10 protein-coding genes are annotated in these 20,798 nt (G+C 46.0%); 9 read left to right on the top strand and 1 reads right to left on the bottom strand.

The window, feature by feature from the left end; all coding sequences use genetic code 11:
* Positions 1-27: 27 nt before the first annotated feature.
* The 9 genes from F7D47_RS13815 (at position 28) to F7D47_RS13775 (ending at position 18,778) form a co-directional block, all read left to right on the top strand.
* Positions 28-2,874, top strand: coding sequence for a SusC/RagA family TonB-linked outer membrane protein (locus F7D47_RS13815; protein ID WP_228113371.1), 2,847 nt, complete (start codon positions 28-30; stop codon positions 2,872-2,874).
* A 54-nt stretch (positions 2,875-2,928) separates the two neighbouring features.
* The gene (locus F7D47_RS13810; RefSeq protein WP_367379477.1) at positions 2,929-4,743 is read left to right on the top strand and encodes a RagB/SusD family nutrient uptake outer membrane protein; all 1,815 of its coding nucleotides are present in this window, start codon (positions 2,929-2,931) and stop codon (positions 4,741-4,743) included.
* A 23-nt stretch (positions 4,744-4,766) separates the two neighbouring features.
* Positions 4,767-5,720, top strand: a complete 954-nt coding sequence (locus F7D47_RS13805) for a DUF5627 domain-containing protein (RefSeq protein WP_194252597.1) — start codon at positions 4,767-4,769, stop codon at positions 5,718-5,720.
* A 27-nt stretch (positions 5,721-5,747) separates the two neighbouring features.
* The gene (locus tag F7D47_RS13800) at positions 5,748-7,409 is read left to right on the top strand and encodes an endo-1,4-beta-xylanase (protein ID WP_153086500.1); all 1,662 of its coding nucleotides are present in this window, start codon (positions 5,748-5,750) and stop codon (positions 7,407-7,409) included.
* A gap of 26 nt (positions 7,410-7,435) precedes the next feature.
* Positions 7,436-10,000 (top strand): glycoside hydrolase family 98 domain-containing protein, encoded by a 2,565-nt coding sequence (locus F7D47_RS13795; RefSeq protein ID WP_194252596.1) that lies wholly within the window; start codon positions 7,436-7,438, stop codon positions 9,998-10,000.
* 35 nt (positions 10,001-10,035) lie between these two features.
* A complete protein-coding gene (locus tag F7D47_RS13790; RefSeq protein WP_153086498.1) occupies positions 10,036-10,755 on the top strand; it encodes a hypothetical protein in 720 nt (239 codons plus the stop codon).
* Positions 10,756-10,921: 166 nt separating this feature from the next.
* Positions 10,922-12,535 (top strand): alpha/beta hydrolase family esterase, encoded by a 1,614-nt coding sequence (locus F7D47_RS13785; protein WP_153086497.1) that lies wholly within the window; start codon positions 10,922-10,924, stop codon positions 12,533-12,535.
* 301 nt (positions 12,536-12,836) lie between these two features.
* Entirely contained in the window at positions 12,837-16,715 is a 3,879-nt protein-coding gene (locus F7D47_RS13780; RefSeq protein ID WP_153086496.1) for a response regulator, read from the top strand.
* Between the two features lie 80 nt (positions 16,716-16,795).
* Positions 16,796-18,778, top strand: a complete 1,983-nt coding sequence (locus tag F7D47_RS13775; RefSeq protein ID WP_228113614.1) for a glycoside hydrolase family 97 protein — start codon at positions 16,796-16,798, stop codon at positions 18,776-18,778.
* Here F7D47_RS13775 and F7D47_RS13770 read toward each other — a convergent pair.
* The gene (locus F7D47_RS13770) at positions 18,771-20,777 is read right to left on the bottom strand and encodes a hypothetical protein (protein WP_228113374.1); all 2,007 of its coding nucleotides are present in this window, start codon (positions 20,775-20,777) and stop codon (positions 18,771-18,773) included. The genes F7D47_RS13775 and F7D47_RS13770 overlap by 8 nt on opposite strands.
* Positions 20,778-20,798: the final 21 nt, after the last annotated feature.

Below are 20,798 nucleotides of genomic sequence, written 5' to 3'. Positions count from 1 at the left end.
ATGAAACATAATATATTTAATAAGAGAATGTCATTGGCGCTAGCTTCCATGCTAGTCGCCAGTGGTGTGGCAAGCGCCCAGGAAATGACTGACACTACCAAGGTAAACGTGGCTTTCGGTCAGGTTTCCAAGGCCGACCTGATGGGCGGTGTCAGCGAGGTGAATGTCGAAGAGCTGTTGAAAAAGGACTACAGCGCCAATGCACTCAATGATCTTCAGTCGCTCATCAGTGGTTATAACGGAAATGTTTGGGGACAAGGTGCACTTGTTCTCGTAGATGGAGCTCCCCGTGAGGCCAGCACCGTCAATGCCACCGAGGTGGAGAAGGTTACCGTGCTCAAGGGCGCTTCTGCCGTAGTACTCTATGGTGCCAAGGCTGCCAAGGGCGTAATCCTCATTACTACCAAGCGTGGTAAGGTGCAGCCATTGAGCATCGCCGCCACCGTCAATACGGGCATCTATACACCTAAGGCTTATCCTGAATATCTGGGTGCGGCTGAGTATATGTCGCTCTATAACGAGGCGATGACCAATGATGACCCTACACAGCCGCTGAAATACTCTAAGGAGCAGATCTACAATACGGCTATAGGTACGAATCCTTACCGCTATCCGGATATGGACTTCTACAGCAGTGACTACCTGCGCAAGTTCAACAACCGTACGGATGCTACGATGGAAGTGAAGGGCGGTAGCAAATTTGCCAGATACTATGCCAACCTGGGCATGACCTACAACAACAGCCTGGTGAAGTTTGGCGAGCACAAGAAGGACAAGGACAATTCCTTCCGCGTGCGTTCTAACATTGATGCTACCATCACCGACTGGCTGGGGGCTTATGTAAATGTAGGCATCAACATCTCGGACAACTATCGTGGACGTCCTGAGGACTACTGGTCAACAGCTACCAGCGTTCGTCCAAACTGGTATTCCGGTCTGCTGCCAATCTCCATGATGGATGCTAACAATTCAGCCTTGCAGCAGATGATAGCTGGCTCAAAATTCCACGTGCTCGATGGTCAGTATCTGCTGGGTGGAAACAACGATAACCAGTCTACTTTCTTTGGTGATGCGCTTGCTGCCGGCTACGTGAAGAATCACTCCCGTACCTTCAACTTTGATGTGGGTGTGAAGGCCAACTTCGATCAGTGGGTCAAGGGATTGAGCTTCGAGACAGCTTTCAGCATCGACTACTGGAACAACTACTCTGAGGCTTACAAGCTTGACTATGCCGTTTACGAGCCTACCTGGGCAAATGTGAACGGACAGGACATGATTATCGACCTGAAGAAATATGGTAAGGAATCAAGCAGTACGAGCGAGTATATCGGTGCAGCCAAATATTACCAGAACACCACCTTCCGTGCTCAGTTTGACTATAAGAACACCTTTGGTGGTATGCACAACGTAAATGCTACTTTGGCTGGCTGGGGTTACTCCAAGTCGAATTCCGTGGACGAGAATCATGAGAGCTCATCTGGTGTAAAGGGTTCTTCTTACCACCGTACTACCAATGCCAACCTTGCCCTTCGAGCAGCTTACAATTATGCTCAGAAGTACTACGCAGAGTTTGGCGGCGCACTGGTTCACTCATCCAAGCTGGCAGAGGGTCATCGCAACGCTCTTTCTCCTTCAGGAACACTGGGTTGGAGAATCGGTCAGGAAAAATGGTTCAAGAATGCACTTCCTTGCTTCGACGATTTGAAGCTGAATGCTTCTTATTCTGTGCTCAACCAGGATATCGACATTTCTGATTATTATCTCTACCAGGGATACTATGATGTAAAGGGTTCTTGGTACACCTGGAACGAAGGTGGTAACGGAACTTGGGGCACAACATCTAAGCGTGGTAGCAACTACGGTCTCGATTTCGTGAAGCGTAAGGAATGGAGAGTAGGTTTGGAGGGTTCACTCCTCAACGGAACCGTAAGCTTCGACATGAACTATTTCCATCAGCTTACTTCGGGCTTGCTTACTTCGGGAACTGCTACCATCTATCCTTCATGGATGCAGAGTGACGGTTCTTTCATCACATCCCTGAACTATAACGAGGATTTGCGACAGGGCTTCGATTTCGCCGTAAACTTCAAGAAGAACATCGGCAAGGTGAAGGCACAGCTCGGACTCACAGGTATGGTGTTCGACTCAAAGGTTAACAAGCGTGAGGAGAAAAACGAATATAGCTATATGAACGCACAGGGTCAGGCTCTCGACGTGATTCGCGGTTATGTCTGCGAAGGCTTCTTCACTCAGGAAGATGTGGACCACATGAAGGCAAACCTCGACAAGGACGATCCTAATTTCGTGCCAAACCATACCTTCGGTGAAATCAAGGCTGGTGACCTGAAGTACAAGGATATCAACGGCGACGGCAAGATTGACAGCAACGACCAGCAGGTGATGGGTAAGTATGGATGGAGTGCAACTCCTTTCTTCTATGGTGTAAACATCACCTTGAACTGGAAGCAGTTTACCCTCTTCATCGCCGGTACAGGTCAGATGGGTGCCAAGGCATTCAAGAGCAACGACTGGATTTACAACCAGAAGAAATATACCTCTGTGGTTCGTGGACGCTGGACACCTGAGACAGCCGCAACCGCTACCTATCCACGTTTGACAGCCAAGGACAATACCAACAACTTCCGCAACTCAAACTTCTGGCTTTACAGCACAGACTGCTTCAACCTCAACAAGGTGCAGCTGACCTACGATATGCCAAAAGAGTGGTTTGAGAACAAGGTAGTGAAGGGTATGAGTGTTTACGTATTGGGCGAGAGCCTTCTCACCATCAGCAAGCACCACAAGTATATGGATACCAGTTATGGAGCTCCATATTGTCGCTTCTACAACATCGGTTTGAAGATGAAGTTCTAAAGACTGTTGAGAAAAAATAACTTCTTAGATATAGAACAATAAGACAACGTAATAATGATGAAACTAAGAAATATATTCATGATATTGGCTTCTGCAGCATTGTTGACAGCATGTGATGATGTCTTTACTCCTGCTGCAGAAAACATGATGGACATCAACGAGATGGAGAATGATCCTAACATGGCCAGGGGCTTCGTGCTCACCGCTTACCGTAACTTGCCAAACTACGAGGTGGGCACAGGTACGGATGTAGCGACGGATGATGCCGTGACGAATGAGAAGGGAGCCAACTGGTCTAAGTATGCCACAGGCTCATGGACCGTTCAGAGTTGGGACCCTACGGGCCGCTGGAACAACGACTTGTCTTCCATGCAGTATTTGCATATCTTCCTGAACTCAAACATTTCGAACATCGGGTTCCTGAAGAATGCCAATGAGAACAAGCTGATGCAACGACGCCTTACAGGTGAGGCCTACGGACTTCTGGCTACCCATGCCTATTATCTGCTTCGTGCCCATGCCGGATTTGACAATGAAGGAAAGTTGCTCGGCACACAGCTCTTTGACGGATATGTAGGTACGGATGCTGATTTCAATCAGCCTCGCAAGACATTCCAGGAACATGTGGATTTCATTCTGGCGAACATCGAGAAGGCTGACAAGCTGCTGCCTATGGATTATGAGCCGGTGACAAGCGACGACAAGGTGCCAGCCAAGTATGATGATATCCTGAATGTGCCTGAGGTGACATCTGTCAAGGATGGCAAGATGGGTATATATAATAAGGTGATGGGCGAGAATGCACGCCAGCTGATCAACGGACTGATTCTGCGTGCCATCAAGGCTCGTACCCTGCTGCTTGCTGCAAGCCCTGCCTTCCAGGATCCTGCCCAGAACAATGTAACCTGGGCACAGGCTGCTGATGCTGCTGCCGAGGTGGTTGACTATGTAGGCGGTCCTGCAGGTTTGTCTAAAACAGGTCTTACCTACTACGACAACGATGATGAGATAAAAAACTTGAAGAATGGTTCCAATCCTCCGGAAATCATCTGGCGCACTGACAAGAAAGATGATGAGATTGATGACGAGAAGAACAATTTCCCTCCATCGCTCTTCGGAAGCGGCAAAACCAATCCTACCCAGAATCTGGTAGATGCCTTCCCTGATGCCAAGGGTTATCCTATCACCGATGCACGCAGTGAATATGATGAGAATAATCCATACAATAACCGTGACCCTCGTCTGGCTAAATACATTATCTATAATGGAGCCACAGCGGGAGTTGAAAACAAGGTAATCAAGACGGGTAGTTCTTCGGGCGATGATGGTATCGGCCGCCGTGATGCTTCTACCCGCACCGGTTACTATATGAAGAAGATGTTGCGCATGACTGCCAACTGCAATCCTAGCAACACATCCAAGGTAACCAAGTATAGCTGCAAGGCACGTTTTACTGAGTTCTTCCTCGATTATGCTGAGGCTGCCAATGAGGCTTGGGGACCTAAGAACTCTGGCACACATGCTTACTCAGCATACGATGTGATCAAGGCAATCCGCCACCGTGCAGGCTTGACAGATGATACTTATCTCAACGAGTGTGCCGGCGACCAGGCTAAGATGCGTGAGCTGATTCGCAACGAGCGCCGCCTGGAGCTTTGCTTCGAGGGATTCCGCTTCTGGGATTTGCGCCGCTGGAACCAGTTGGACAAGCTTACTTCTGTACAGGGCATCGATTGGAACAACGATACGTTTACCATCTTGCCAAATGTAGAAGAGCGCCATTTCGATAGCTATATGAACTATGGTTATATTCCATATTCAGAAGCATTGAAGTACTCTAATCTCCATCAGAACAAGGGATGGAAATAAACCAGTTAAAAATGATAATGAAAATGAAAAGTTTTAAGTTATTAAATACAATAGGCATTGCTGCCATGACTTTGTTGATGACCGCTTCCTGCGAGAGCGGTAACAAGGAATTTGGATATGACGGAGAAACTGCTGTCTATTTTGCCAATGCTGGTTATGTGCGCACCGTGGAGCTGGGTGAGGATCAGGAAGCTGACCTTACCGACGATAACAACCACATCATCAACATCAAGGCCTACTGTGCCGGTGGTTATGGCAACAACAATGACGTTACCGTGGATTATATATCTGATGCCAGTCTTTGTGATGGCTATAAAATCAATGGCGCTGCCATCCAGATGATGCCATCCACTTACTATGAGATAGAGAACCCTAACCAGTTTGTCATTGCCAAGGGACAGCAGATGGGAGGCGTAAGAGTGAAACTTACTGATGCGTTCTTCAACGATGACAAGAGCTATGAGCAGGGCTATGTGATTCCTGTGAAGCTGACAGGTGCTCAGGGCGTTGACAAGGTGCTGGAGTCGAAGAATACTACATTCTGCCTTGTGAAGTTCGTCAATCCTTGGACTGCCACTTATCTTCGCAAGGGTAAGGATGTGAGAAACGGCAACGAATCTCACCGTGCTTATCCATATATAGAGAAGGCTGAGGTAATCAAGGTGGTGACCAAAGGCTTGTACAAGGCACAGATGACTGTGGATGTGAAGGACGCAAGTGGTATAGACCATCAGGTGAACGTGCTGATGACCTTCAACGGTGATGACTGCACCATCTCTTCCGGCAGTGAGGGCGTTCAGGTTTCGGGTAGTGGTAAGTTTGTCAAGAACGACCAGCTCTTGGGCGAGTTTAAGCGCAACACTCTCTATTTGAACTACAATATCAAGAGCGATGCCTTGGGTACGGTTGAAACCACAGATACCATGGTGGTCCGCAATCGTGGCATTGGTTTCCAGACTTTCACTCCTGAGCATTAAGAACATTTTTAATTTGATATCAGAATTATGAAAAAAATACATAATATCCTCTTGGCCAGTGCAGCAGCTTCCATGCTGCTCACTGGTTGTGTGGAGGACTTCGATACAAGCTATGCTGCTGGCGAAAAGCCTGAGAGCGTGGCGATGGATGACCTTACCAGAGGTTATGAAGTTCTGAAGAACTATACGGGCATGAAGCTGGGAGCTAACTTGACCATTGCAGATTTGAAAGCTGCCAATACTAGCTTTAGTACCGTTTTGGCCAACTTCAATGAAGTGAATGTCGTAGATGGCTTCTCCCATGCTGCTGTGGTTGCTGATGATGGTACGGTCAGTGCCGATGCTTCAAAAGATGAAGTTGGTGCTGCTATTGCCGCAGGACTCGTTCCTACAGCTTCCCTTTTTGCACCTAACGCATGGAACATGAATGTGATGAAAGAGGCTACCAAGGATACTTGGGTAGATGGTGAGAATGTGGATCTCCATCAGAAGTATGATTTCGAAAGCAGTGCCATCGGTGATGTCTTCGGAACAGACAAGGATTCCAAAGTGGCAAAGGATCCAACAGGAAAGAACGGAAAGTCGCTATGCATCAAGAAGGCAGCCAAGTACATCGCGTTCCCAGTGAATCTGCCTGAGGGTGCTTCGCTGTCAACAATCAAGACCATCTCCTTTGATTATTATTCATCAAATGTCAAGAAGAATGTGGTTATCAGAGTAAAGGTGGGTGACAAAGCCAAGGAACTGAGAAACTTCGGTGTTCCTACCAAGGCTAAGACTTGGGAAACATTCGTGGTGGATTTGTCAAAGATTGACTTTACTGAGGCCTTTGATGCAGATGATATGAAATCTTCCAATATTTCTCTGGTAATTGGTCAGGCAGCTGCGCCTCAGCAGGTGTATGTTGACAATATTGATATTTACGCTCCATATCAGAAGCCGGGTGGTTATAAACCTCGTCCTGTAGAAGAGAAGGCTGCTGATGTAAAGAAGGCTATGTTTGCTTACGTTGATTCCGTTATGCAGAACTATGGAGACAAGGTGCAGGCATGGAATGTGGCTTCCAACCTGATAGAAGATCTCTTCTATTCCTTGAAGTCTTCAGAGAATATGGTAGCTACTGATGAATTCTATCCTAACGACTATCTGGATGAGAACTGGGTGGCTGATGTATGCAAGGAAATCCATTCAAAGAAGGCTGATGCCAAACTGTTCTACAGTGAAGAAAATCTGCTGACGGATGCCGAGAAGACCGAGGCTGCCATCAACTACATCAGGCAGTGGAATGAGGCAGGTGCTAAGATTGAAGGCATCGATGCGAAGCTTGACGTGCCATACAACAGCAGTTCTTTGGCAGAAACTAAGGCGAATATCGACAATCTTCTTGCTACGTTGAAAGCTTCAGGCTTGGAGGTACGTCTTTCTGATATGAACGTATACCTGGCTGATGCCAACGGAACAGTAGCCGATCAGAGCAAGGCTACATTCGAGGATTACAAGGGAATGGCTGAACTCTATGCCTATATCCTGAACAAGGCACAGGATGTGTTGGGCGACAAGCTCTATGGGGTATCTTTCTCTACTATCAATCAGGGCACTACGGGTGTAGGACTGTGGAATCATTTCAATCGCCTTCCTACTTACGTGGGTGTGGTTAATGGACTTCAAAAAACAGAAATAAAATGGTAAAAAGATTATTCATATTTATTTTCGGGATGCTAACATTCGCAGTGGCGCAGGCTCATGACGGGCCTGCCCTGCGAAGAGTTATCTCGCCATCCCAGCCGGCATGGTTTATCCATATCGATACATGGAATTCTCCGAATCCGCAAGCCATCATCAATATGGTGCCGGAAGACATCAAGCCTTACGTGATATTCAACCTCTCGCTCTCTGCTTCGGAGAACATCTGTGCGGATGGTAAGAAGGTGGTGGATTCATGGATGAAGGTATGCGCCGAGAACCGCGTCTGGACCATGATCCAGCCTGCCAGTGGCGGATGCAGTGCTTTCGATGATGACGACCTGGAACTCTATGAGAGCTACTACAAGAACTATCCTAACTTTCTGGGATGGAACTATGCCGAGCAGTTCTGGGGATTTGACGAGGATCGTAAGCGTGAGAACGGAACCGTTCATACGCCTACTTTCCTGAAACGCTTGGAACTCTTCACCCATCTCATGAAGTTTGCCCATCAGTATGGCGGCTACCTTTGTGTGAGCTTTACGCAGGCATGCTATTCTGCCAATATGATGCCAGTGGCATACATGAAGCGTAATGCCGAGATGAACCGTCTGCTTTCTACCGATAAGGAACATTTCATCTGCTGCGAGAAGTACACCATGCAGAATGGTTTCTATGACATCGAGAGCAACTGTCTGGGTGCTTATCTGGGTGGATATGCCGGCCAGTATGGTATTCGTTTCGATATCTGCGGCTGGATGGAAGAACAAGATAAACTGGATGAGAATGGCAATGCCATCAAGGACCCTTCGGATGATACAAAAACACTGAAGGAGTATTACAATGATTTCCCTAAGGCTTGTGGTGCCATTCCTATCTTGGAGCATGTGGCATTGACTGGTGAGACGGTGATTGACGGTCCTGAGTTGGTGTCAACTGATGACCTGCGTGAGATTGCGACCTCCAAGACTGCTGATGGCTATATCCGTCGCAACTGGGCTTGGTTCAATCACTTTAAGAATATCAACATCGATATGTTCCGTAAGATTCTGGATGGTACAATTCGTATTCCTTCCCGTGAGGAGGTCATAGCACGTACTAAGATTTGTGTTAAGAATGACATCAAACCTAAGGATATCACTTCCAGCCAGAACGAGATGGAACCATACGTTTCGCCAAGCGGACTGTATGATGGTCTCTATCGCAGCGAGCAGGATGACAATGGTACGCAGTGGCCTAACTCCACCTTGAACAACAAATGGTGGTTGAAGGTTTCAGGACGTTATCCTACCATCCCTGTGGTGTATGATCTCATCGACGAAGAAGCCAAGAAACTGCAGGTGGCTATCAAGAGCAGCGAGTATGCCAGCAACCCTACCTGGAGTAATGTGACCAGCAAGAAGGCTTATATGAATAAGCTCTTCAAGCAGGAATATTCGGGTGATATCTATGCTTCGCGTCTGGAGAATACTTGGGTTTGCTACAACCCTTATCAGTATAATGAGGAGCATGTTCGGTTGGCTGCCACAAAGAATGGTATGAAATATATCCGTAAGTACTGGGTAAACAATGGACGCAGTGCCAAGGGTACATTGAAACCTGCCTACAATACCTGTAGCCAGATTAAGATGAACCTCGCTCCATATTCTTTGGTTCACATGCGTGAGTATTCAGACAAGTTGAGTCTCTACATGCAGAACTACCGTATCAAGGATGGACTCCGCTATGGTGTGGGTGATGGCAGATTGCAGGATGACAAGAATCTTCCGGAGTATGCCCAGCAGACTGATACCATCATTGTGGTGGGAGCCAGTGCACAGCCTACTATCTCTTGGAAGGATAATTCCGAGCATTCGGCAAGTACTGTTACCAGCGAGTGGAAAAATGGTCAGTTCACGGTTTATGTAAAGCATAATGGTCCATTGGAGTTGACCATCGATAACTGTAAGGGCACCAAGACTACAGGAAAGTTGAAGGATTCTGATGTGACTGCTGCTGTCATCGAGACTCCTGCTGCTCCAGGAGCTTACGAAGGCGAGATGCAGTATGAGTTTGAGAACTTCGACTACAAGAATGTGGGTGGTTGCTATGGCAACGCTTGGAACAACGGTTTCCGTGGATACTATGGTCAGGGCTGCCTGAACCTGGGAACCCAGAAGGGGGCTTCCGTTCGTGGTTACATTCCGGTAAGTAAGGTGGGTAATTACAAGGTGGCTATCCGTTATCAGGCTTCCATGGGAGATGCTGTTATCAAAGTTATCTGTGGCAATCAGACCAAGCAGGTTACACTGCCAAAGAATGCTTCTTCCAACAAGGAATGGTCGGAAGTGGAGTTTGACATGGACATCGCTGATGTCAAGGGAAATATGACGGTTAACTATGTGAGCGGAAAGAGAGCTGTGCTCGATTGCGTTCGCCTGAACTACAAGGGTGCCTTGACGGGTATCGCTGGTGTAACCACCGATGCCGACCAGATAGACCATGTGGAGTATTACGACTTGCAGGGCATGCGCCTCTCTGCTGCCAAGCAGGGCATCAATATCAAGAAAGTATATCTTCGTAGCGGCAAAACTTATACGGAGAAACTTTATAAATAACTAGTTATTAATAAACAATTTAATTTTTTATGATTATGAGAACTACAATTAAGAGTATGGCTATGGTAGCCATTGCGTTGTTCGCAGGTTTTGGTACAGCTTCTGCTCAGGAAGAGAGTGCAGATGAGGGTGTTGAATTGACTAAGGACATGTTCCACATTTGGGATGGTTTAACACAGGATGCACAACCAACTGATGAGCATGTTTATATGGATTGGACTGTGGGTGCAGAGAATCCAAATGACCCAGGTTCTGTTATCGTAGGTACATCTACTGTGTCTGAAAATATCTATGCCGACTTGTCAGACTATCATTACATGGTAGTTTATGGTGAAGGTACCAATCCTCGTTTCATGTTCAACCGTACCGTTGCGAATGGTCAGCAGGCTGATGGTGGTATGATTGCCATCGAGAACAAAGCTTTTGATGAAAAAACAGGAGCAATTGTTCTTGATTTGAAGAAAGATTTGGTTCGCACTGTTCCTGGCGAAGATCCTACTGTTGATGATTTTGCTCACTTGGTTACTATCAAGGCTCCATGGGGCGGTCCTTGCCTTATTTCTTTAATCAAGCTTTACAATACCCTTCCTGAGGAGCTCGGAGGTGGAGCAACTGGTATCAAGAACGTTAATGTAGCAAATGATGCAGTGGTTGCAACATTCAATGCTGCTGGTGCTAAGGTAGCAGCCAACGCCAAGGGCCTTGTTATCAAGAAGTTCCAGAGTGGTAAGGTTGTTAAAGTAATGAATAAGTAATGGCAGAAATTCTACTCCTTTTGTGTAACTAGGGAGTAGTCCCTAGTTCAGATGTTCGGCAAAGTATTTGTTGAATCCAGCAGATACTTTGCCGATTTTTTTTTGTGTCATAACAACAGACAATTATAACAACAGATAATCGTATAACTGATAATTATAACTTAAAATGAAAAGAACAACTTTCTTGCTGTGCTTGCTCTTTGCCTTGTGCATGCAAGTGGTTGCTGCCGAGCATTCCTATACGCAGAAAGCAGTGAAGCAGACAGTAAAAGTGGGTACATCTACACGAGAAATGTTGGTCTATGTACCAACCGACTTACCCGAGAAGGCTCCGATGGTCATCTCTTTGCATGGTTATAGTCAAAACCCTGACTATCAGATGGGACAGACTCATTGGAACGAGGTGGCAGACACGGCAAAGATCTTGGTGGTTTACCCTCAGGGAAACGGTAATGCCTGGGACATCTCAGGCTCTGGCGATGTCAAGTTTATCGAAACCATCATGAAGACGATGCAGAAGAAATATAAGGTAGACAAGAATCGCATCTATATTTCTGGCTTCTCTATGGGTGGAATGATGACTTATCATTGTATGACCAAATTGGGAACTGTAGTTGCAGCCTTTGGTCCTGTGAGTGGTATCCCTGTCGATTATCGTGAGCCTGTGGCTCCACGCCATGTGCCTATTATGCACATCCATGGCACGGGAGATGATGTCGTGAAATGGGGTGGCGATCCAAACCATGCCGCTGGTGGCTATGGTAGAATTGACGATTATGTCAAGAAGTGGGCTGCTTATGAAGGTTGTGATGTGGATAATCCAGTGGTGATTCGCCCTTATCCTGCATCCATGAGTTATGCTGCCGCCACTCGTACTCGCTATATCAATAAGATGGATGGAACGGAGGTTACTCTCATCGCCATTGATGGTAAGGGACATTGGCATTCGGATGATCCTGATGCAGTCTATTCTACCCGCGAGCTTTGGAACTTCTTCAAGCAGTATAAGCTCGATCTTCCTGATAATGAAGATTCTAGCGAGGCTAAGGGTGAGGTGTTGTTCTCTGACAATTGGGAAGACGAGGTCATCAACGTAGGTGAAGGCGTGCCTGCTGGGTGGAAGCGCATCAATAGCATGAATGATGGGAGCCGCAGCGATGAGAAAGCGAACGGCGCTGCCAATACGGGTGGTGCTCGTATCAAGGATTTCGTGGCTGGTGGTGATTTCAATACAGGATTCTATCTCAGTGCTCGTGACTTTGACCAATGCAAGCTCTCTTATGGCTTGTATGATGGGCATCGTCTGCACTTGATTCCTGGTAAATACCAGCTTTCTTTCAACTCTTCTTATTGGAATGATGGTTCCGAGAATGGGGCAGTGACCTTTGATGCTGGCATTGCTGGCATAAGCGACAATAATTCTGTCTTGTTGGAACAGAACTTGGATTCGGAAGGTAACTTGAAGGAGAATGCCAATCAGGTGGTGAAAGGTTCTCTGGCTCACTTCTTGAACTTCACTGTAGAAAAAGAAGGTGACTATGAACTTTATTTCACCATGTCTTCTGGTTGGGCTGCGGTTATTCTTGGCAATGTGAAGATTAAAAAGGCGGATACCAGTACTGGTATTACTGAGAACGCAATCAATGCTTTTGGAAATGGCCATAGCATGACCTACAATTTAGCGGGTCATCGCATCAGCGCTCAGACCAAGGGTATGGTTATCGAGCAGACACAGCTTGCCAATGGCAGAAAGGTTTCCAGAAAGGTTATCAAGAAATAATAAACAAAATTTTATCTATACGATGGTTCTATCATTGTAAAGAATGTAATGGCTATTTCGAGATTGAACTTCCAGCTGAGGGTATTAAAATCCCAGTTATAAATAAGATGACCTTGCGTTTTGCAAGGTCATCTTATTGCGTTTTTTTGTATCATAAATTTATTCTCTTGTACCTTTTGAACAAAAACATTGGTAAAAAAATGCAAATTTTTGCTTTTTTTTCTTTTTTCTGACAGAAAAAATATAACTTTGCAGGATAAATAATTCATGTAAATGACAGTTATATTACAATCATAAGCCAATGAAACGTTTTATACTCTTTTCAATCTTTTGCTTCGTACAGATGCTGACATGCTTTTCTTATGCCAACTCTGGACGACTTTATACATCCAACGACATGTCGAGTAGCTTGATTCGATGTATCATACAGGATAAGTATGGTTTCATTTGGGTGGGTACCAATTATGGACTGAATCGTTTTGACGGCTATAAATTCAGTTCCTATCTTTGCAATCCTGCCGATACGACAACCATTCAGGACAATGATATCGTAAAACTCTATCCTTACAGCAAAGAGTTCCTCTTTGTGGCAACAAATCGTGGACTCTATAAATATTCCTATCTTACCAATTGTTTCCAGCATATCGTATTGGAAAAGAAAGATGAGAAGATAAGAGTAAGTTCTCTTATTGAGGATGGAAAGCATAATCTCCTGATAGGTACAGCCGGGTATGGTGCCTATAGGTTGGATATGACTACAGGTAAAGTTACTCGCCTTTCAAGGAAATCTGCAAATTCAGTGGATGATTTCTTTGCTATGCTGTTCTTCGATGATGAGGGATATCTGTGGCAGGCTAATCATACAAAGGTGTTGAGAAAATATAAATACAATGGCAAGTCTATCAAACTGGTAAGTGTATATGAACCTAAAGATCTGTTTGGCATCAGTAAATTATATGCCACAGACAAGAAGGGGTTCTTTGTGGCGCATACGGGCGGCATTATGCGCTATGATTATGCCTCGCATAGCTTCTCACGCTACGATTTCGATTTTTCAGCTCATCAGGGGGCAGGATATATCAGTGCTGTTACCTTGGATAAGTATGGCAATTTATGGTTGGGTACTTCGGGAGATGGAACTTTCAAGATACCGCATGGAAGCAGAAAGGCTTATCGGGTGGAGTTGAATAACCAATCGTTTATCTTTGATAATGCGCATATCAGCGATTTGCTGATAGATAGAGATGGTAATCAGTGGTATGGATGCTATATGAAAGGACTTTTCTTGTCGAATAATGATAAGAATGTGTTCCATCCGGTTTCTTTGGATGAATTGGGGGCTGGTATGGAAACCATTTCGTCTGTAGTGGGAGTTGCTGACGGATTGATGCTTTTTGTGGTCAAAAATCATGGGTTGTATCTCTTGGATGAGAAGACGGGCAATACCAAGCTACTACAAAGTCCTGCAGGACCAATCAGAGTGTACTCGGATTTTCGGAAGAATGTTTATGTATATGGTCGTGATGGCATTTATGAGTATGATTGGAAGCATCAGACTTACCGGTTGTTGCTGCCTGCCAATGGACTTTCTCTAGATGGTATGCAGGTAGATGCTGCTGGTAATATTTATTTTACGAGCCCGGGCAACGGACTTTATGTATGGAATAGAAAGAGTGGCAAGATGACGCAATATCTGATGGATGATAAGCGTCCACACAAAACCATTTGCAATAACTGGATATCGGAGATCAGGTTAGATTCCCGGGGATGGCTCTGGTGTGCAACAGCCAATGGTGTGTCGTGCATGGATACCAAAACCGGATATTTTGACATCATTCTTTCTCGGTCTTTGTTAGAGGGTAAAACGTGCTATTCTACATTAGAACTGTCGGATGGTAAGATTGCTATTGCCACAGAGATGGGGCTTTATCTCTATGACAGGAAAAAACAGCAGACTACCCCTTGGCCTCATTCCGAGAGTATTAGCGGATTGAGAATTTATTCGCTGAAGAAGGATGCCAAGGGAAACCTATGGATGAGTACTGCGCAGGGTATCTGGTGTTATGATAGTAAAGCTAAGTCGTTTTTCTCTTTTGAAAAGGGAAACGGACTCTTGACCAAGGAATATCTGGCTGGAGTAGTAGGTTCTACATCGGATGGGGTTATCTGTTATGGAAACTCCGAAGGTTTGACTTATTTTAGGCCTTCTCAGGTAAAGGATTATAATGAGAAAACGTCCGTCATTTATCTGTCGGGTGTGTTGCTTGATGGAAAGATGGCTCCGTTTATTGGAGATAATCTGAGTGTTCCGTCTGATTTCAAGTCGATAGTACTCAGCTTCTCCCAGCTTGATTATCAGAGCGTGGGTAACATCGTGTTCCAGTATCGCATTAACGGGGGCAAATGGATCAGCAATGCGGCTGGAGACAATAGCTTCAACTTCACTGGTTTGTCGTATGGACATTATCGTATAGAAGTGCGTACCTATTGCAACGGTAAGTACTCCACATATAAAAAGGTGATCAACCTGGATGTGCTGGCACCTTGGTTTCTTACCGTTTGGGCGAAGCTCATCTATCTCTTCCTGATTCTCGGCCTCACGGCTGCCGCTATCATTGTTTATCTGCGCAAGAAGAAAAGAGATATGGAAGAGGCTAAGATGCAGTTCCTCATCAATGCCACCCACGATATCCGTTCGCCGCTGACGCTGATTATGGAGCCTCTGAAGAAATTGAAGGAGCGATTGGGAAATGCTGAGGAATATCAGGCGGATATTGATACCATCGACCGAAACGCACAGCGTCTGCTCACCCTGGTGAATCAGATTCTCGACAAGAGACGCCTGGACAAGCATCAGATGAACCTCTCGTGCAGGGAAACCAACCTGGTGGAGTTTTCGCAGGGTTTGGTTTCGCTCTTCACCTATAATGCCAACCTGCGTGGTATTAATATCAGGCTGGAGATGCCAGAGACGCCTGTGAATGCATGGATAGACCGCAACAAGCTGGATAAGGCGATAGCTAATCTGCTGTCTAATGCCTTTAAATATACGCCTAATGGCGGCGAAATCATCTTCCGCATTGAGAAGCAGGATAAGAAGGTGCTCCTGTATGTGATTGATAGCGGCAAGGGATTGGGAAAGAACGATGATGCCAAAACCCTGTTTGAACGCTTCTATCAGGGACAAAATTCTGCTGATATGCACCTGGGAGGTTCGGGCATCGGCTTGAATCTCTGCCGTTCCATCGTAAGGCTTCATGGAGGTGATGTGTATGCACATAATCGTGAAGACGGGAAGAGCGGTGCCTGTTTCATCATAGAATTGCCTTTGGGAAAAGAACATCTTAAGGATAGCCAGATTAATTCAGACTACGTGGTGAATGGAAAGAAACTGCAGAGAAGTGGGGCTAGCAAGAACAGTAAAATCCTGCTGGTGGATGACGATATCGAAATCTGCCGCTACATCAAGACGGAACTGAGCGACTGGTATCGCTTTGTAATCTGCAACAATGGCAAAGAGGCACTGAAGCAGTTGCTTACCGATGATTTCGACCTGGTGGTAAGCGATGTGGTGATGCCGGAGATGGATGGTATCACGTTGCTTAGAAATATCAAGGGCAATGCCAATATCAGCCACGTGCCAGTAATCATGCTTACTTCCAAATCGGAAATCAGCGATAGGCTGGAGGGTATTAAGCTAGGAGCTGATGCTTATCTGGCTAAACCGTTCAGTCTGGAGGAACTTCATCTCACGATAGACAATCTCATCGACAATGTACGTCGCCTGAAGGGTAAGTTCAGTGGAGCTCTGAAGCAGGATGACAAGGTGGAGAAGGTAGAGGTGAAAGGCTACGATGAGGAGCTGATGGAGCGTATCATGAAGGTAGTGAACGAGAACTTGAGCGATTCAGACTTCAATGTAGAGAAGATGTGTGATGAGGTGGGCGTAAGCCGTACTCAGCTGCATAGAAAGTTGAAGGAGATGACCGGTGTTCCTACCAGCGAGTTCTTGAGAAACATCCGTCTCAATGAGGCTGCTCGATTGATAAGAGAGCGTAAAATCAACATTACGCAGGTTTCGTATATGGTGGGATTTGCCAATAATAGTCATTTCTCCACTGCATTTAAGAAATATTTCGGAATGTCGCCTTCGGAATATGCGGCAAAATATACTGAGTAAAGTATTTGAAACATTAAAAAAAGTCATTATGATTGTTTATTCGTAATTTTGTAGCGTTAAACGAATAAACAATCATAATGATGAATACAACGAAAATCTTGGCTTTCAGAAAGCCGTTACTGATGATTGTATGGCTGCTTGCCATGCAGGGCGCAGCTTTTGCGCAGAATCTGCGGGAAACTTTCTCTTCTCCCAATGGAAAGATTGAATGGAAGGCTGAGGGTGAGGAAAATAAGGTGAAGGTTTTTGAGGTAGCTTATTGCGATGCCTGTAGAGGAAATAAGGAAAGCCAGGTGCTTCATATTTCTGGTTATGGTTTGAATACCAGCGATGGTGGAGGAAGAAATCTAGTCTTGAAAGACATTTCCAAACCCAAGTATATTTCGGAGCATTATCAGATGCTCATGGGAAAGAAGAGTGAATGCAAGAACGAGGCGAATGAAATAGTTTATACCTTTGAGGATGATCTGCAGCGCCCGTTGCGCATGGTGGTTCGACTTTATAACGATGGCGTAGCCTTCCGTTATGAGTTGGAGGGTTTGCAGCATACGTCAATCAAGCAGGATTTGACTACTTATCATATCAGTGAAGGCACGCGCCGGTGGTTTCAGGAATGGACGGAGTCTTATGAGAATTTCTTCCCTTTATCCACTACCGGTAAAGGTGGAAAACAACATTGGGGCTATCCTTGTCTGCTTGAGCAGAATGGTGTGTACTCTCTTATTACTGAAGCTGGTATAGAACGAATCAACAGTGCCTCTTCCTTGAAGAATGGGCAGAATCCGGAGGACTATCATGTGTTCCTGGATGAAAACACACAGCATTATTCGGGTAATTGGAAATCTCCCTGGCGAGTGGTTGTCATTGGAAAGAAGCAGGATCTGATAGCTTCGACCCTGGTAACTGATGTCAGTGCCCCTTGTCGTCTGAAAGATACTTCATGGATTAAACCGGGAAGTGTAAGCTGGATTTATTGGGCTTACAACCATGGCTCAAACGACTTGAATATCATTAAAAAGTATGTAGATATGGCGAAGACCTTGCATCTGCCATACGTATTGATTGATGCAGAATGGGATGAGATGAAGAATGGAGCCACCATCGAGGAGGCTTTGAAATATGCTAAGGATAGGGGTGTGAAGCCTTTGCTTTGGTATAATTCTTCTACTGCATGGATTAAGGCTTGGGGTGCACCAGGTCCTCACAATAGACTGAATGCTCCGGAAAACAGGGAGAAGGAGTTTGCCTGGTTGGAGAAAATGGGCGTAGCTGGAGTGAAGATTGACTTCTTTGCTGGCGATAAACAGGAAACGATGGAGTATTGCATCGACCTCTTGGAGTGTGCGGCACGCCATCATCTTACGGTTAATTTTCATGGTGCTACTGTTCCCCGAGGCTGGCAGCGCACTTATCCCAACCTGCTCTCTACCGAGGGTGTGTATGGAGCGGAATGGTATAATAATGAATCTGTGCTGACAAAAAAGGCTGCTTGCCATAATGCTACCTTGCCATTTACCCGCGGCATCGTGGGCTCGATGGATTATACGCCTTGCACCTTTTCTGATTCTCAGCATCCGCATATCACTACCCATGCTCATGAGTTGGCTTTGCCAATCTTGTTCGAGTCGGCTTTGATGCATTGGGCTGATAAGCCGGAGAGTTATCTTGCCCAGCCAAAGGAAGTGCAGGATTTTATCTCGAACATGCCGACTGCATGGGATGAGACGCGATTGCTCAGTGGTTATCCGGGCGAAAGTGTCGTGATGGCTCGCAGAAAGGGAAGCACCTGGTATGTGGCTGGCATTAATGGCAAGGATGAATCCCAGAAACTGGCCCTGAATTTATCTTCTCTGACAAAGCAAAACTCACGTGTTGTTTTGTTCGAGGATAGCGGAACGGCAAAAAATCCTTGGAAAATTTCATACCGTAAGGTTAGGGGTATGAAAGATTATATCAATGTACAGCCTCGTGGTGGCTTTGTGATGGTTATCAAATCCAAAAAACGCTTCGCACCAAACAAAGTGCGAAGCGTTTTTTTAGAATGTATTGAATGTATTATTTGATGTGGATGGTGTAATTCTTGCTGATGCCCTTGTAGGTGCATTTCACATAAGCCTTGTCTTGCAAGGTCTTAGGCTGAAGAATCTCTATCTCCACCTCCTTGTTGTCGGATGATGCAGTGATGCGTGGTGCGCTCTTCTCGCCTGTTTGCAAAGAGGCGATGACATCATACTCATTGTAACCGAAGTTGCCATTCTCATTGGTCATTCTCGTTGGAATGGTAGGAACATCCAGTTTTCTGCCGTTCATCTTGATTTCGATGGTAGGCGATATTGGGCATTCCATGTTCTCGCCCTTCTTGGTGAATCCGAGGCCCTCCAGTTCGCAAAGTTGCTTGCCCTCACCTTCGGTGATGAGATAGATGGCATGTTTCTTGCCGATACCATCGACCTTGTCAGCTACGTCCAGTGTCAACTTTTGGATTCCCTGCGCTGAAGTCTGGGCAGGAACCGTTAGCTCACCAAGCAATTTGCCTTTCCATGTCTTGTTTGCCCATGGACCATCCATCATTACTTTGATTTTGAAGCTCTTTTGCGTTTTTGCCTTCACAAAGATATTAAGTTGGGTGCCGTTTCCTTTTTTTGTTCCCTCAAAAGGTTGCAATCCTTTCTGTGCTTTGCTGAGACCGCCGAATCCGAAATACTTGAATCCAACGATGTCACCAGCGTTCATGTTTACAGGCATGTGGTTGTTCCATACGTCCCAGGCATCCTGCATGGCTTGGTTGTTGCTCAGATAGCTGGCGATACCTGCAGAATAGTAGTGGTATGGATTCAATCCGTATATCTGGAATCCTTCCGAAGTGACTTCTGCTCCCGTGTATTCTGTGTTGTCGGATGCTTTGGCGGTCCAGATGCCTTTCTTGTTGTATGGATCGTATGCCCTGATAACCACTTTTCCGCCTTCTTCCACAGATTTCTTATCCCATTGGATGGTAACGGGAGCAACGACAGACTGACGGGCAAACCCAAATCCACGTGGTGGGCGATGATAGAACACATACCATTGACCGTTGATTTCTTGTAGGCTTCCATGGGTGTTATGGGCGGCATTGCTGGTGATTAACTTGGTGCCGTCTTCGTTAGGAACCACTCCACGTGAGTCAACCAATACACCACCATTCTTCCATGGACCTAATGGGGTGTCTCCATAGGCATATCGCAAGGTGGAGTTGGTGTTGCCTAATCCGTATTCCTTTCCGGAATAGCCGGAGTAAATCATCACATACTTGTTGCCTACTTTTCGGATGGATGATGCCTCGAAGAAGTTGAAATCTGTAGGCTTCTGTCCCTTGATGATAGGGTAGGTTGTTCCCTTAGGGTCTCTTACGTTGCCTTGTGCGTCGCAAGCTGGCAGCGAGTACTTGATGAGCTCAGTACCTGGTCTGAGCGAGTACATGGTGCTAGGGTCGAGTTGTGCGGCTGATGAATGTTGGAATCCCCAGTAGCCGTATGCTCTGAATCCTGTGTCGTAATCTGGATCCTTTGGGTCAGTGATATTCTCGATGTATACGGAAGGGTCGAAGTCGAGGATGCTGCCTGGCAGCTCTTCCGTTCCATCTGCATTGAGGTTGATGGGAGTGAAAGGACCATCAGGTCGCTTGCCTTTGCAGACCATTCTCACACGCTTGTGTCCTCGGGAGTGAGGATAGAGATAGTAATCTTTTGTTCCATCTTTTCGTTTTATCTCTACCAAATCGGGAGCAAACATGGTGTCCCATTGATTGTTGATGTGATAGGAAAAAATGGCTCCCTCGTCTCTCCACTGGGTGAGGTCTTCTGTTGGGGCAGACCACATGCGTATGTCTGATCCGCAGTAAGACTTGAAGGATGTGTCGTGAGAGCCTATGATGTAAGCTCTGTACTTCCCTGGGTTGTCAGGGTCTTCGAATACTCTAGGTTCTCCGTCTGGCACATGTTCCCAAAGTGGGAGATATGGATTTTGTGCCATGCAAGGAGTGTTGAGCGAAAGCAATGGGATGGCTGTGAGCATGAATCCCATGCACTGATTTTTGATTTTAAT

It is taken from the genome of Segatella copri, assembly GCF_009494835.1.
Lineage (GTDB): Bacteria > Bacteroidota > Bacteroidia > Bacteroidales > Bacteroidaceae > Prevotella > Prevotella copri_F.
The sequence above is the reverse complement of the archived record's forward strand: the minus strand, read 5'-3'. Positions and strand labels throughout refer to the sequence as shown.

Bases quoted from the DNA above. Each gene is read 5' to 3' on its own strand.
- F7D47_RS13815 (WP_228113371.1), top strand. From the start codon at position 28: ATGTCATTGGCGCTAGCTTCCATGCTAGTCGCCAGTGGTGTGGCAAGC.
- F7D47_RS13810 (WP_367379477.1), top strand. From the start codon at position 2,929: ATGATGAAACTAAGAAATATATTCATGATATTGGCTTCTGCAGCATTG.
- F7D47_RS13805 (WP_194252597.1), top strand. From the start codon at position 4,767: ATGAAAAGTTTTAAGTTATTAAATACAATAGGCATTGCTGCCATGACT.
- F7D47_RS13800 (WP_153086500.1), top strand. From the start codon at position 5,748: ATGAAAAAAATACATAATATCCTCTTGGCCAGTGCAGCAGCTTCCATG.
- F7D47_RS13795 (WP_194252596.1), top strand. From the start codon at position 7,436: ATGCTAACATTCGCAGTGGCGCAGGCTCATGACGGGCCTGCCCTGCGA.
- F7D47_RS13790 (WP_153086498.1), top strand. From the start codon at position 10,036: ATGAGAACTACAATTAAGAGTATGGCTATGGTAGCCATTGCGTTGTTC.
- F7D47_RS13785 (WP_153086497.1), top strand. From the start codon at position 10,922: ATGAAAAGAACAACTTTCTTGCTGTGCTTGCTCTTTGCCTTGTGCATG.
- F7D47_RS13780 (WP_153086496.1), top strand. From the start codon at position 12,837: ATGAAACGTTTTATACTCTTTTCAATCTTTTGCTTCGTACAGATGCTG.
- F7D47_RS13775 (WP_228113614.1), top strand. From the start codon at position 16,796: ATGAATACAACGAAAATCTTGGCTTTCAGAAAGCCGTTACTGATGATT.
- F7D47_RS13770 (WP_228113374.1), bottom strand. From the start codon at position 20,777: ATGGGATTCATGCTCACAGCCATCCCATTGCTTTCGCTCAACACTCCT.